Below are 12,770 nucleotides of genomic sequence, written 5' to 3' on the forward strand. Positions count from 1 at the left end.
TCAGGAACCTAGGGGAACGAGCCACACGGACGCGTTGGTGGTGAGACGCCCGTCGTCGACCGCTGGCCCGTCGCTGGCCAGGACAACCCGGTGGTCATGGGGCAACTCGATTGTCGCGGCCCCCATGTTGGCAAGGACCAGGACAACCCCGTTGCGGTAGGAGAGGACACCCTCCTGCGGGCTGTTCAGCGGGGTCCATTCCAGGGTCCCACGACCCAGCTCATGGCCACGGCGCAGGGCCAGCGCATCCCGGTACAGCTCGTAGGTGGAGCCCGAAACATCTACCTGGGTGTCGGCCGCGTAGCCGGCGAAGCTGGTCGGTTGCGGGAGCCAGGGGGCGGCGCCCGGCGCGCTCACGGCGTCGTACATTCCGAAGCCGAAGCCGGGAGCCTCCGCAATCCAGGGCAACGGAACCCGGCAGCCATCGCGGCCGATCTCCGTGCCGTTGGTCCGGGCGAAGGTTGGATCCTCGCGGACGCCGTCGGGAAGGGTCGTATGCTCGGGAAGCCCGAGTTCGTCCCCCTGGTAGATGTAGGCAGAACCGGGGAGGCCCAGCATGACCAGCGCTGCCGCGCGGCCACGGGAGAGCCCCAACGCCTCGTCAGGCTGCTCGTGGTCAGTTCCGAGACCCTTCGGGAACTGGGTGGGATCCTGAAGGCCGAACCGGCTGGTGTGGCGGACCGTGTCGTGGTTGGACATCACCCAGGTGCTTGGCGCCCCCACCTTCCCCGCCTCGGTCAGCGACTCGGTGATGCTCTCCGTCAACTGGGCAGCGTCCCAGCCCGCCAGCAGGAAATCAAAGTTGAACGCCTGCTGCATTTCATCGTGACGGACATAGCGGAACAGCCGTTCCGCGGGTTCCACCCAGGCTTCGGCGACCAGCATGCGATCGCCGTCGTACTGGGCCAGAACCCTGTTCCATTCACGGTAAATCTCGTGCACGCCCGGCTGATCGAAGTAGGGCGGGGTCTGATTGAGAGCTGCATCGGATTTGTCCGAGTTCCCGCCGTCGATCATGTGGGTCTGCTCCGCCCAGTCCGGCAGGCCTTCAGCCTTGACCATGCCGTGAGCGACGTCGATGCGGAACCCGTCCACCCCACGGTCCAGCCAGAAGCGCAGCACAGAGACCATTTCCGCGCGCACCTCAGGGTTGTCCCAGTTCAGGTCCGGCTGCTTGGTGTCGAAGAGGTGTAAGTACCACTGGCCGTCCTCCAGCCTCGTCCAGGCGTTGCCACCGAAGATGGACTGCCAGTTGTTGGGCGGCAGTTCCCCGTGGTCGCCCTTTCCGTCCCGGAAGATGTACCGGTCGCGTTCCGGCGAATCGATGGCCGCATGCTTGGCGGATTTGAACCATTCGTGTTCGTCGGAGGTGTGGTTCGGGACCAGATCGACGATCACTTTCATGCCGGACTCGTGGGCCTCAGTGAGCATCGAGTCGAAGTCGTCGAGAGTGCCGAACAACGGGTCAACGTCCCGGTAATCGGCGACGTCGTATCCGGCGTCCGCTTGCGGGGAGACATAGAACGGTGAGAGCCAGATGGCATCCACTCCGAGCTTGCGCAGGTAGGGGAGGCGGCTCCTCACTCCCGGCAGGTCCCCCATGCCATCAGCATTGCCGTCCGCGAAGGAACGGGGATAGATCTGGTAGATCACCGCGTCCGCCCACCATGGGCTGACGGTTGCTGGAGTATCGGTCGAGCGGCTGACAGCGGGTGCAGAGGCAGTCATTAACTCTCCTTGAAGAAATCGGGAGTGGAGGAAGGGGGCGCTGAGGTGTACGTCACGATTTGGCATCAAACACTGTGACATCTGGCACAGGTATTGTCCTGAAATACGTAAGCGCTTACATTCATTTTACCAAACGCTGAGGCGGGGCGGGTTTTTAGGCTGCCACCGCCAGACAAAGGAGTCTATTCATGGCGACATTTCGCACCAAGAAAACGCTGCTGCCCATCGCGGCACTGAGCGTACTGACACTGGGCCTCTCCGCCTGCGGCAGCGGGTCCGGGGACGACGGAGGCGGAGGCGGCGACGAGCCCGCAGCCGACTGCGCGGCCTACGAGAGCTACGGCACCTTCGAGGACGCCGAGGTCAGCGTCTACTCCACCATTGTGGACACTGAGGCGGAACTGCTCGAGAATTCCTGGGCAGATTTTTCCGAGTGCACTGGAGTTGAAGTGGTGTACGAGGGTTCGAAGGAGTTTGAGACGCAGATCGGGGTCCGCTCGCAGGCAGGAAACCCCCCAGACATCGCCATCTTCCCGCAGCCCGGGCTGCTGGCTGCTGAGGTCGCGGGCGGCAATGTCCTGCCCGCGCCGGCCGAGGTCGAGGCGCTGGTTGATGAGAACTGGACCGAGGACTGGAAGGGATACGGGACTGTCGACGACGTCTTCTATGGTGCGCCAATGCTCGCCAATATCAAGGGTTACGTCTGGTACGACCCCACGGTCTTCACCGACATGGGGTGGGAGATCCCTGAGACCCTCGACGAGATGATGACACTCACCGAGGACATCGCGGCCGACGGCACCATGAAACCGTGGTGTGCTGGTTTTGAGTCCGGCGAAGCGACGGGTTGGCCCGGGACCGACTGGGTGGAGGACTACGTGCTGCGCCAGGCGGGTCCGGAGGTCTACGACCAGTGGGTGAACCACGAGATTCCGTTCAACGATCCACAAATCGCTGAAGCCTTCGACGCGGTGGGGGAGATCCTGAAGAACGAGGAGTACGTCAATGGCGGAATTGGAGATGTACGGTCGATTCTTTCCACCCCGTTCGCTGATGCAGGACAGCCAGTCCTCGACGGAGCTTGCGCTATGCACCACCAGGCATCGTTCCAGGCTGCGAACTGGCCCGAAGGCACCGAGATATCCGAAGACGGCGACGTGTGGGCGTTCATGACACCCGGCGTTGAGGCCGGCGGCGGAGCAATCACCGGTGGTGGCGAGATTATCGCTGCCTATGCAGACCGTGAAGAGGTTGTCGCCTTCCAGTCGTTCATGGCCAGCGGCGAGTTTGCCAATGCCAGGGTGTCCCAGGGCAGCGGAATCAGTGCCAACCTGGCGCTTGACCCATCGGTTGCAACGTCCGACCTGGATCGCCAGTCCATCGAACTGCTGCAAAACGAGGACACCGTCTTCCGCTTTGACGCGTCCGACCTGATGCCGGGCGCTGTTGGTGCCAACTCCTTCTGGAGCGGCATCGTGGAGTGGATCAACGGCTCGGAGACCGAAGAGGTCCTCGACACCATCGAAAGCTCCTGGCCGCAGTAGTTCAAGAGCCAGTCCGGCGTTCCTTCGTCAACGAGGAACGCCGGACTTGTCCTGACATTTTCCGCACCGTACCTGGTACCGTGCCGTCCGCAAAAGCGCATTTTGCATCACCCTTTATCGCACCAAGGAGGCTGCGCAATGGAGGATCTTGGCAATAAGTTCCTGCAGGTGGTGGTGGCTCTGGCCATTTTCGCCGCCATTATCGGATTAATCATGCTCATCGTTGATCGGGCACCCAAGTCGTTCCGGGACAAAGCGACAGTCATTGGTTTCCTCGCCCCGGCGGCGATCCTACTTGTCGTCGGGATGATCTGGCCCGCCGTCCAGACGTCCCTGCTGGCGTTCACCGACCGCGATGGAAACCTCAACGGTATTGAGAACTTCGTGTGGATGTTCACCGAACCCACTGCGCTGATCACCCTCCGCAATACGGTGCTCTGGGTCATCCTGGTGCCCCTTCTGGCCTCCGGTATTGGGCTGGTGTACGCCGTCTTCATCGACAAGGCCAGGGGCGAGCGGACCCTGAAGGCGCTGGTCTTCATGCCAATGGCCATTTCAATGGTGGGCGCCGGCGTCATCTGGCGCTTCGTGTACGCCTACAAGGGTCCAGAGCAGGAACAAATCGGTCTGCTGAACCAGATTCTGGTGTGGTTTGGTGGCGAACCTCAGCAGTTCCTCCTCGACGCACCCGGCAATACCTTTTTCATGATCGCCGTGATGGTCTGGATCCAGGTTGGCTTTGCGATGGTGATTCTCTCGGCCGCCATCAAGGGCATTCCCATGGAGATCGTTGAGGCTGCCCGACTGGATGGCGCGTCAGCATGGCAACAGTTCCGCGACATCACCATTCCCTCCATTCGAGGGGCGCTGGTCGTGGTCATCACCACGATTACCATCATCACGTTGAAGGTCTTCGACATTGTCCGCACCATGACCGCGGGTAACTACGACACCTCGGTAATCGCCAACGAAATGTACACCCAGGCTTTCAGGGCCAATGAACCGGGCCGCGGTGCGGCGCTGGCACTCGTGCTGTTCCTCATGGTGCTCCCGGTGGTCGTATACAACGCACGCGTTCTCAAGCAGCAGAGGCAGATCCGATGAGCTCGACGCCGACCATTCCCCCAGTTCCCGCATCAGCCCAGCCCGGGGAGACTCCGGCCGGGGCGCAGCCACCCATCACCCGCCGGGTCAAGCAGAAGCTCACCTCGCGGGGCGCAACCATCGCGGCGATCATCATTGCAACCGTGTGGACGATCCCCACCCTGGGCCTGCTGATCTCCTCCTTCAGACCTGAGGAGAATATCCAGCGCAACGGCTGGTGGAACGTCTTCGGGGACCGTGAGTTCACGGCCGATAACTACGTGGATGTGCTGGTATCCGGGGGGAGCCAGTCGCCGAACCTCGGCCAGTACTTCGTGAACTCGCTGGCAATCGTCATTCCCGCCACAATCATCCCGCTCGTGATCGCCGCCATGGCGGCATACATGTTCGCCTGGGGAAAATTCAGGGGCAAAGACACGATGTTCGTGTTCATCTTCGCCCTCCAGATCATTCCCCTCCAGATGGCGTTGATCCCGCTGCTGAGCCTGTTCGTGAACCTTCAGATCGGCGATTTCCAGTTACTCCCGTCAGGATCCTATGCCCAACTGTGGATAGCGCACTCAATTTTCGCCCTCCCCCTGGCCATCTTCCTGCTCCACAACTTCATTGCTGAGATACCCGGCGAAGTGATCGAGGCGGCCCGGGTGGACGGCGCGGGTCACGCCACCATTTTCTGGCGCATCATCATCCCGCTGTCAGTTCCGGCGCTCGCCTCCTACGCCATCTTCCAATTCCTGTGGGTCTGGAATGACCTCCTGGTCGCGCTGGTCTTCTCCGGTGGCACGCCCGACGTCGCCCCGATCACCCAGCGGTTGGCGGAACTCACCGGCACGCGTGGCGGCGAATGGCACAGGCTCACCGCTGGTGCCTTCGTGTCGATGATCGTTCCGCTGCTGGTTTTCTTCGGCCTGCAGCGCTACTTCGTTCGGGGTCTGTTGGCGGGTGGACTCAAGGGATGAACCGTGATGACCAGCATTGACGACGTCGCCAAATCAATCGGCGTGTCAACGGCGACCGTTTCGCGGGCGCTCCGGGGACTCTCAGGTGTTTCCGCTGGCACCCGGTTGCGGGTGCAATGCGCCGCAGAGGAGCTCGGCTACGTGCCGTCGTCGTCGGCGTCCGGCCTGGCATCGGGCCGGACCATGGCGATGGGAGTGCTACTGCCGCAGATTGACCGCTGGTACTTCTCAGCAGTCCTGGAGGGCGTGGACCGCCAGCTTCGCGCGGCCGGATACGACCTGGTGGTGTTCAACCTGGGCGGGTCGGGAGTCAACCGGCAACGTGTGTTCCACCGGTCCATCCTGCGCAAACGCATCGACGCGCTCCTCGTGATGTGTATGGAGCTGACGGATGACGAACTGCAATCACTGCAGGCCGTGGATTCGCCCACCCTCGTGGTGGGCGGATCCGTCCGGGGGGTCCGTCATGTGGGAATTGACGACGACGCCGCGGCCCGGGACGCCGTCGAGCACCTGATTGCCCTGGGGCACAAGGACATCGCTCACCTGCGGGGCGGCGGGTCATTTGGCATCGAGTTCGAGGTGCCCCGAATCCGCGAGGAGTCCTATCTTTCCACGATGGCCCGGCATGGGCTGCCCGTCCGACCGGAGTGGTCAGTGTTCGGGGATTTCCGTTTCAAACGCGGAAAGGAGGCGGCGTTCACCCTCCTACGGGATCCGGCTGATCGGCCAACGGCGGTGTTTTGCTCCTCGGATGAGATGGCGTTCGGCGTGATCAGCGCCGCCGCTGACCTGGGGATCAGCATCCCCGGGGAGCTGTCGGTGGTGGGAATCGACGACCACGAATTCGCTGACCCGCTGAACCTGACGACCATCCGGCAGAGCCCCGAGGAGCAGGGGGCGTACGCAGCCGATCTCTTGCTTGCGGAGCTCGAGGGGGGCGCACCCGTTGCTGCCCCGGGCCCCCGGCCGCACGAGCTGATCATCAGGACATCAACCGCGCCGCCGCACTCCCTGCCCGCTAAGTGACCTGTCTGCCCAGTGAACCAAGGTTTCACTGGGCAGATACCTGACACTGCACTGGATGCTGCGATTCGGTGGGCAACCGGGTCGATAGACTCGGCGGATGGCTACCGAACTGATGTACCTGAGTGACTTCGATGTGTTGACCGGCGCCGCGCGCGTGCAGTCGGTCAGCGTCGACGACGACGGCCGCACCGACGTCGTCCTGGACCGGACCTGCTTCTACCCCCGCGGCGGTGGCCAGGACTGGGACACCGGTGCGATCAGGGGAGCTACCGGGGAGTTCACAGTGGACGAGGTCCGGTTGGACCCCGAGGGCGTGGTCCACCACCTCGGGACCGGGCCGATCGCCGTCGGGGACGAAGTGTCGTTGGCGGTCGACGCGACCCGGCGGGAAATCAACACCCGCCTGCACTCGGCCGGTCATGTGGTGGACCTCGCGGTTGAACGGCTGGGCCTGCCCTGGGTCCCCGGCAAGGGCGCCCACTATCCCCACATGTCCTTCGTCGAGTACACCGCTGCGCTGACGCCGGAGGATGGCGAAGCGGCCCGTGGCCGGATCCAGGTGGCTGTTCACGAGGTGATTGGCGCCGGAAGCACCAACGACATCCGGTTCATGCCGGTATCGGAGATGGGCGCCTACTGCCGCAACGTTCCGGACAACATTCCGACCAACAAGCCAGCGCGGATCGTGCTGTACAGCGATGACTTCGGTGTCCCCTGTGGTGGCACCCATGTCCGGGTCGTCAGCGACATCGGAACCCTGACCATCACCAAGATCAAATCCAAGAAGGGCGTCACCAAGGTGTCCTACGCCGTGGAGGGGATCAACTAGCGCCGTCGTCGTCCTCTCTGGTGAGCAACCTGGACCGGACGCGTCAAGCTGGACATCGGAGGGGAAGATGTTGGCCACCGATGTCCAGGTTCCTCACCGGAACTGGGTTAGGTGGCGGCTAGTTGGCGCGGGCCAACTGCCGGATCGGGATCCAGCGGGAGGCCAGCCGGCGATACGACGCAGCGGCGCCGGTCATGTCACCTTCGGACAGGCATTCGATGCCCATCCTGACGTCCATGGGGGACTCGTCCGGGAACACCAGGTCGGCGACCGGGCCGTAATCCAGTTCCACCACCGCGTCGAGGCGGAACAACTGGAGCCATTCGATAATGTCTGTCAGGTCATCGAGCAGGTCCAGTTCCGGCGCCGCGATCGCCAGTGACGCCATCGCGTGCTTGGCCCGCTCGATGCACTCGTGCACCGCCGCAGTCACCCGCACGGTGCGGACCTTGCCACCGTCCTCAATCACCTCGGTGAGATCGTCCTCATGGATCAGGACAAACCAGGAGAACGGAACCCCCCAGGTGGCTGACCGGGTGTGGAGCTTGGCGGTGGTCTCGGCGACGGTTTCGGGATCGAGTCGCGCTTGGTGCGCGTCGGTTGCCGCCTCGGGCAGCAGCACATCCACCAGCGGACCGCGAATCGTCTGGCCCAGCGACTCGGCCGCCAGCGAGGTGCGTACCGCCAGCTGATTCGGGCAATAGTACTGTGCGGTGACACCGTTAGCGCCCGGGAAATGAAGGACCCGGACGAGGTCTGCCCCATGGTGTGGGAACGGATCCGAGACCTGGCGGAGGATCCGCTGCAGCGAGTTGTTGCGCTCAATCCCCTCGGTGTCCTTGCGGTCGCGCGACCGCTGCTCCAGGATCACCAGTTGCTGGGCGTCGCTGAACGCCTCAAGCGGTTCGAAGACCCTGAGAAACGACACGTAGGGGAAGGTGTGGCCCGTGGCGGCCGGACCGATGGCCGCCATCAGCTACCCCAGCTCCACAATGACCGGTGCATGGTCCGAGGCGCCCTTACCCTTGCGTTCCTCCCGGTCGATCGACGCGCCGGTCACTCGCTCCGCAAGCGCCGGAGATGCCAGCACGAAGTCAATCCGCATGCCCATTTTCTTGGGGAAGCTCAGCTGCTTGTAATCCCAGTACGTGTAGACGCCGGGGCCCGGGGTGTGGGGGCGGGCGACGTCGGTGAAGCCTGAGTTTTCGAACGCGTGAAAGGCGGCGCGCTCGGCCGGGCTGACGTGGGTGTAGCCCTCCCGCTGGAACAGGTCGATATCCCAGACGTCCTCATCCTGGGGGGCGATGTTCCAGTCTCCGGTCAGGGCGATCTGCGCCGTCGGGTCGGCTTCGATCCAGCCGAGGGCTTTGGCCCTCAGGGTGTCGAGCCAATCAATCTTGTACTGCATATGGGGGTCGTCGAGGGACCGTCCGTTGGGGACATACAGGCTCCAGACCCGCACACCGCCACAGGTGGCACCGATCGCGCGGGCTTCCTGGATCGGTTCGGCGTCCTTCCCGAAGAGGGGCTGACCCTCGAAGGTGCGTTCGACGTCGTCGAGCCCCACCCGGGAGGCGATCGCGACGCCATTCCACTGGCTCAGACCAAAGTGGGCTACCTCGTAGCCGTTGGCTTCGAACAGATCCCAGGGGAAGTTCTCGTCCTTGCATTTGGTCTCTTGAATGGCGAGGACATCGACGTCGGAGCGGTCTAGCCAGGCTTCGACGCGGTCCGCGCGGGCTCGGAGGGAATTGACGTTCCAGGTGGCAATCTTCACAGGGAACACGTTACCAATGTCCTGGGCGTCAGCCCCGCCACCAGGTGTCCAGGATGGTCACAGGGACGGTGCGTTTGTGGCGGGTCATGGTGTGCCGGCGCTCGATCGCGAGTGCCGCAGACTCCTCGACCTCCCTGCCTTCCAGATAGTCGTCAATCTGGTCGTAGGTGATTCCCAGTTCATGTTCGTCGGTGCGGCCGGGCTGATGATCCAGTAGGTCAGCTGTCGGCACCTTGGTGTAAATCTGGGGCGGTGCTCCGAGTTCCTTGAGTAGTTCCCGGTTCTGGCGCTTGTTGAGCCCAAACAGCGGGAGGATGTCGGCTCCGCCGTCGCCGTACTTGGTGAAGAAGCCGGTAACCGATTCTGCTCCGTGGTCGGTGCCAATCACCAGGAGATTGTGCTGTCCGGCGAGCGCGTACTGGGCAATCATCCGCGCCCGGGCCTTGATGTTTCCCTTGGTGAAGTCGGAGATGACCTCACCCGTGGCACTGGCATACTCCGCTTCGAACCCGTCAACAGCTGCAGCGACGTTGAAGGTGCGCTGGCTTTTCGGCTGAATAAACTCCAGGGCCGCCTGTGCGTCATCCTCGTCCTGCTGTTCCCGGTAGGGGAGACGGACGGCGATGAAGTCCGCCGCAATTCCTTCGTCGGCCAGTTCGGTCACGGCCAGCTGGGCGAGCCTGCCGGACAGGGAAGAGTCCACTCCGCCGCTGATCCCGAGAACAAACCCGTTGGTCCCGGTGGCCTTGAGGTAGTCCTTCAGAAAAGTGACTCGAGCCCGGATTTCCGCGGCAGGGTCGATGGTGGGCTGCACGCCCATTTCCTCGATGATGCTGGCTTGGTTTTCGCGCATGTGGAAAGGCTACTACGGTGGCGTTTCCGGTGCGTTACGGCAAATCACACGGCCACCTTAGGCCCCGCCCCCAGGGGCTCGGGGCAGGGGCCCGCTACTGCTTGAAGGCAGCGTCGAAGGAGGCGCCCGAGGGCCCGAAGTTGAACTGCTTCAGGAAGGCCAGGGCTTCGGGTGCACCCTGCAGCCGGTCCATCCCGGCGTCCTCCCACTCCACTGAGATGGGCCCGTCGTAGCCGATGCTGGTCAGGGCCCTGAAACTGTCTTCCCACGGCACATCACCGCGGCCCGTTGACACGAAGTCCCAGCCGCGCCGGGGATCGCCCCACGGCAGGTGCGAGGACAGGATGCCGTTACGGCCGCCGCCCATCCGCATCTTCGTGTCCTTGCAGTCGACGTGGTAGATCCGGTCGGCGAAGTCGGAGATGAACGCCACTGGGTCGATCTGCTGCCACAGGAAATGGCTGGGGTCCCAGTTCAAGCCGAAGGCCGGCCGGTGCCCGATGGCCTCAAGTGCCCGCTGGGTGGACCAGTAGTCGTAGGCGATCTCCGACGGGTGCACCTCGTGGGCAAACCGGACTCCGCACTCGTCGAACACGTCGAGGATGGGGTTCCAGCGGTCCGCAAAGTCCTGATACCCGGCGTCGATCACAGCCTGGGACACGGGCGGGAACATGGCGACGTACTGCCAGATCGACGAACCGGTGAATCCCACCACCGTTTTCACCCCGAGCTTCTGGGCTAGCCGTGCGGTGTGCTGCATTTCCTCGGAGGCGCGTGCCCTGACGCCGTCGGGCTCCCCGTCGCCCCAGACCCTTGGTCCGACGATGGCCTGGTGCCTGAAATCGATCGGGTCGTCGCACACGGCCTGACCCTTGAGGTGGTTGGAGATGGCCCACACCTTCAGCCCGTTGCGTTCCAGGATGGCGAGCCGGCCAGCGATGTACTCATCGTCGTCCCAGCGCCACGCATCCAGATGGTCCCCGGAGACGGCGATCTCCAGTCCGTCGTAGCCCCACTCGCCCGCCAGGCGCGCCACCTCCTCGAAGGGAAGGTCGGCCCACTGGCCGGTGAACAGGGTGTAGTTGCGTGGCATGGGTGCTCCTAGGAAAGGGTGAGCTGGGCTGGGTCCCAGTCTTCGGGTAGGGGGTCGAACGCCGCGGCGGAACTGGTCACCGGAACGAATGCTCCGGTGTCGACTGAATCGGCAATCGCCACCATTGCATCGAGGATGTGAAAACCGGTTGAGCCCTGTGCACGGTGCGGTACGCCGGCCCGGATAGCCCGCGCCATCTCCAGCACGCCTGAACCGCGGCCGAATACCGACCCGACGGCGGGTATGGTCTCCCAATCGTCGGCACCGTGCCGGTGCAACCGGACGTCCCCGTGGAACTCGTTCGGGTCGGGGAAAGCGATGGTGGCCTCGGTCCCGGTGATTTCGACGAAACCAGTTCGGGGCCTGGGGGAGTCAAAACTGAAGATGCTCTGCGACGACCGGCCGCCGTCGAACTCTGCCAGGGCGCTGACATGGGTGGGCACCGACACCCCAAACGATTCACCGGCCTTCGGTCCCGAGCCGATGACCCGGGTGTCCCGCGCGCGGGACCCGAGGGCCGCGACCCGCCGGATGGACCCGAACGCCTGTACCAGGGTGGCCAGGTAGTAGGGGCCGATGTCGAACAGGGGCCCGGCCCCCGCCTGGAACAGGAAGGCCGGGTTGGGATGCCATGATTCCGGGCCCGGGGACTGCATCAGGGTGAGGGCGGTCAACGGTGTGCCGATATCGCCGCGCCGGATGGTGCGCAGCCCGGTCTGGAGGCCCGCGCCGAGGAAGGTGTCGGGGGCGCATCCCAGCCGGACTCCCGCTGCTTCGGCCGCGGCCAGTAGCTCTGCTCCGGAGGCGCGGTCGAGGGAGAACGGCTTCTCTGACCAGACATGCTTGCCGGCCGCGACGGCCGCAAGGGCCACCGGGACGTGGGCGGCGGGGGTCGTCAGGTTGACGATGATTTCCACGTCCGGGTGAGACAGGGCAGCGTCGACCCCGCCCGCCGCTGCCACGCCGAACTCGGCGGCGCGGGCACGCGCGGCATCCTCAGAGAGGTCGGCGACGATGTGAACGTGGAGGTCGGGGAAAGCGGTGAGGTTGGTCAGGTATTCCTTGCTGATTACCCCTGCGCCGATCACGCCGACACCAACCGGGCCTCTCATGCGCCGGCCCGGGCAAGGAGGAACCGGCGGCTGTCCTCCAGGGCCGTGAACAGGTCCCCGGTGCTGTCATCGAGTTCGACCACTGCTGTTTCGACTGTCGACGACGCAGCCAGGACCCCTGCAATATCCATCCGCCCGGCACCAACTGCCACCTGGGATTTATTGTCCTGGTCGACTGCGCCGTCCTTGATGTGGATGAGCCGGACCCGCTCGCCGAGGCGTCCCAGCAGAGCTGCCGGGTCCTGCCCGCCGACCGCCACCCAATAGGTGTCCACTTCCAGGACCACCGACTGATGCAGGTTTTCGGCCAGTACTTCAAGGCCAGTGCGGCCAGCAAAATCGGTCTCTACCTCGAACCAGTGGTTGTGGTAACCCACGCGCAACCCATACTCCGCGGCGAGAGTCGCGGCCTCATTGAGCTGGGCGGCCGTAGCGGCGATGTCGGCAACCGATGTCCAACGGTCGGGGTGCACATAAGGATCGATCACGGTGCGCATCCCGAGGATGCGGGCCGCCTCGAAGATCTTCGTCTGGTCGGCTGACAGCAAGGGGGCGTGCCCGGAGGGTGCCGAAAGATGGTTCCGTTTCAGGGCTGCAGCCAGCGGGGCCGGATCCGCGGCGAAGTTGTACGGCTCGACGTTGGTGAAACCCATCGCCGCGATCCGGTCGATGGTGCCATCGAGGTCGGCTTCGAGGGCGTCGCGGACGGTGTAAAGCTGGACGGACAGTTCCATGGGTTCTC

Annotated in this window: 12 protein-coding genes; 5 read left to right on the forward strand and 7 right to left on the reverse strand. The window is 64.0% G+C overall.

All coding sequences use genetic code 11. The annotated features are described in order from the left end of the window. Positions 1 to 1,728 (reverse strand): glycoside hydrolase family 13 protein, encoded by a 1,728-nt coding sequence (locus ABD059_RS00080; RefSeq protein ID WP_343876952.1) that lies wholly within the window; start codon positions 1,726 to 1,728, stop codon positions 1 to 3. A gap of 188 nt (positions 1,729 to 1,916) precedes the next feature. On the opposite strand from ABD059_RS00080, the gene ABD059_RS00085 reads away from it, so the two are divergent. The 5 genes from ABD059_RS00085 (at position 1,917) to ABD059_RS00105 (ending at position 7,193) form a co-directional block, all read left to right on the forward strand. After that, positions 1,917 to 3,272: an ABC transporter substrate-binding protein gene (locus ABD059_RS00085; protein WP_343876954.1), complete on the forward strand. Its 1,356-nt coding sequence runs from the start codon at positions 1,917 to 1,919 to the stop codon at positions 3,270 to 3,272. Positions 3,273 to 3,410: 138 nt separating this feature from the next. Further along, on the forward strand, positions 3,411 to 4,376 hold the full coding sequence (locus ABD059_RS00090) for a carbohydrate ABC transporter permease (protein WP_343876955.1): 966 nt from the start codon (positions 3,411 to 3,413) through the stop codon (positions 4,374 to 4,376). Then, complete coding sequence (locus tag ABD059_RS00095) at positions 4,373 to 5,335, forward strand: carbohydrate ABC transporter permease (RefSeq protein ID WP_343876956.1); 963 nt, start codon at positions 4,373 to 4,375, stop codon at positions 5,333 to 5,335. Before ABD059_RS00090 ends, ABD059_RS00095 begins: the two co-directional genes overlap by 4 nt. Before the next feature lie 6 nt (positions 5,336 to 5,341). Then, positions 5,342 to 6,364, forward strand: a complete 1,023-nt coding sequence (locus ABD059_RS00100) for a LacI family DNA-binding transcriptional regulator (protein WP_343876957.1) — start codon at positions 5,342 to 5,344, stop codon at positions 6,362 to 6,364. 97 nt (positions 6,365 to 6,461) lie between these two features. Then, the gene (locus ABD059_RS00105) at positions 6,462 to 7,193 is read left to right on the forward strand and encodes an alanine--tRNA ligase-related protein (protein ID WP_343876959.1); all 732 of its coding nucleotides are present in this window, start codon (positions 6,462 to 6,464) and stop codon (positions 7,191 to 7,193) included. Between the two features lie 118 nt (positions 7,194 to 7,311). On the opposite strand, the gene ABD059_RS00110 is transcribed toward ABD059_RS00105, so the two are convergent. The 6 genes from ABD059_RS00110 to ABD059_RS00135 all read right to left on the reverse strand — a co-directional run bounded on the left by ABD059_RS00110 (position 7,312) and on the right by ABD059_RS00135 (position 12,762). Beyond that, positions 7,312 to 8,166 (reverse strand): DUF8083 family protein, encoded by an 855-nt coding sequence (locus ABD059_RS00110; protein ID WP_343876961.1) that lies wholly within the window; start codon positions 8,164 to 8,166, stop codon positions 7,312 to 7,314. Between the two features lie 3 nt (positions 8,167 to 8,169). Then, positions 8,170 to 8,970: an exodeoxyribonuclease III gene (locus tag ABD059_RS00115; protein WP_343876962.1), complete on the reverse strand. Its 801-nt coding sequence runs from the start codon at positions 8,968 to 8,970 to the stop codon at positions 8,170 to 8,172. 28 nt (positions 8,971 to 8,998) lie between these two features. Beyond that, positions 8,999 to 9,823, reverse strand: coding sequence for an ammonia-dependent NAD(+) synthetase (nadE, locus tag ABD059_RS00120; RefSeq protein ID WP_343876963.1), 825 nt, complete (start codon positions 9,821 to 9,823; stop codon positions 8,999 to 9,001). 94 nt (positions 9,824 to 9,917) lie between these two features. Further along, positions 9,918 to 10,916 (reverse strand): sugar phosphate isomerase/epimerase family protein, encoded by a 999-nt coding sequence (locus tag ABD059_RS00125; protein ID WP_343876965.1) that lies wholly within the window; start codon positions 10,914 to 10,916, stop codon positions 9,918 to 9,920. An 8-nt stretch (positions 10,917 to 10,924) separates the two neighbouring features. Further along, a complete protein-coding gene (locus tag ABD059_RS00130; RefSeq protein WP_343876966.1) occupies positions 10,925 to 12,028 on the reverse strand; it encodes a Gfo/Idh/MocA family protein in 1,104 nt (367 codons plus the stop codon). Further along, complete coding sequence (locus ABD059_RS00135) at positions 12,025 to 12,762, reverse strand: sugar phosphate isomerase/epimerase family protein (RefSeq protein ID WP_343876968.1); 738 nt, start codon at positions 12,760 to 12,762, stop codon at positions 12,025 to 12,027. Before ABD059_RS00135 ends, ABD059_RS00130 begins: the two co-directional genes overlap by 4 nt. Positions 12,763 to 12,770 lie beyond the last annotated feature (8 nt).

Origin of the sequence: Arthrobacter flavus (assembly GCF_039526005.1) — a bacterium.
Taxonomy (GTDB): domain Bacteria; phylum Actinomycetota; class Actinomycetes; order Actinomycetales; family Micrococcaceae; genus Arthrobacter_D; species Arthrobacter_D flavus.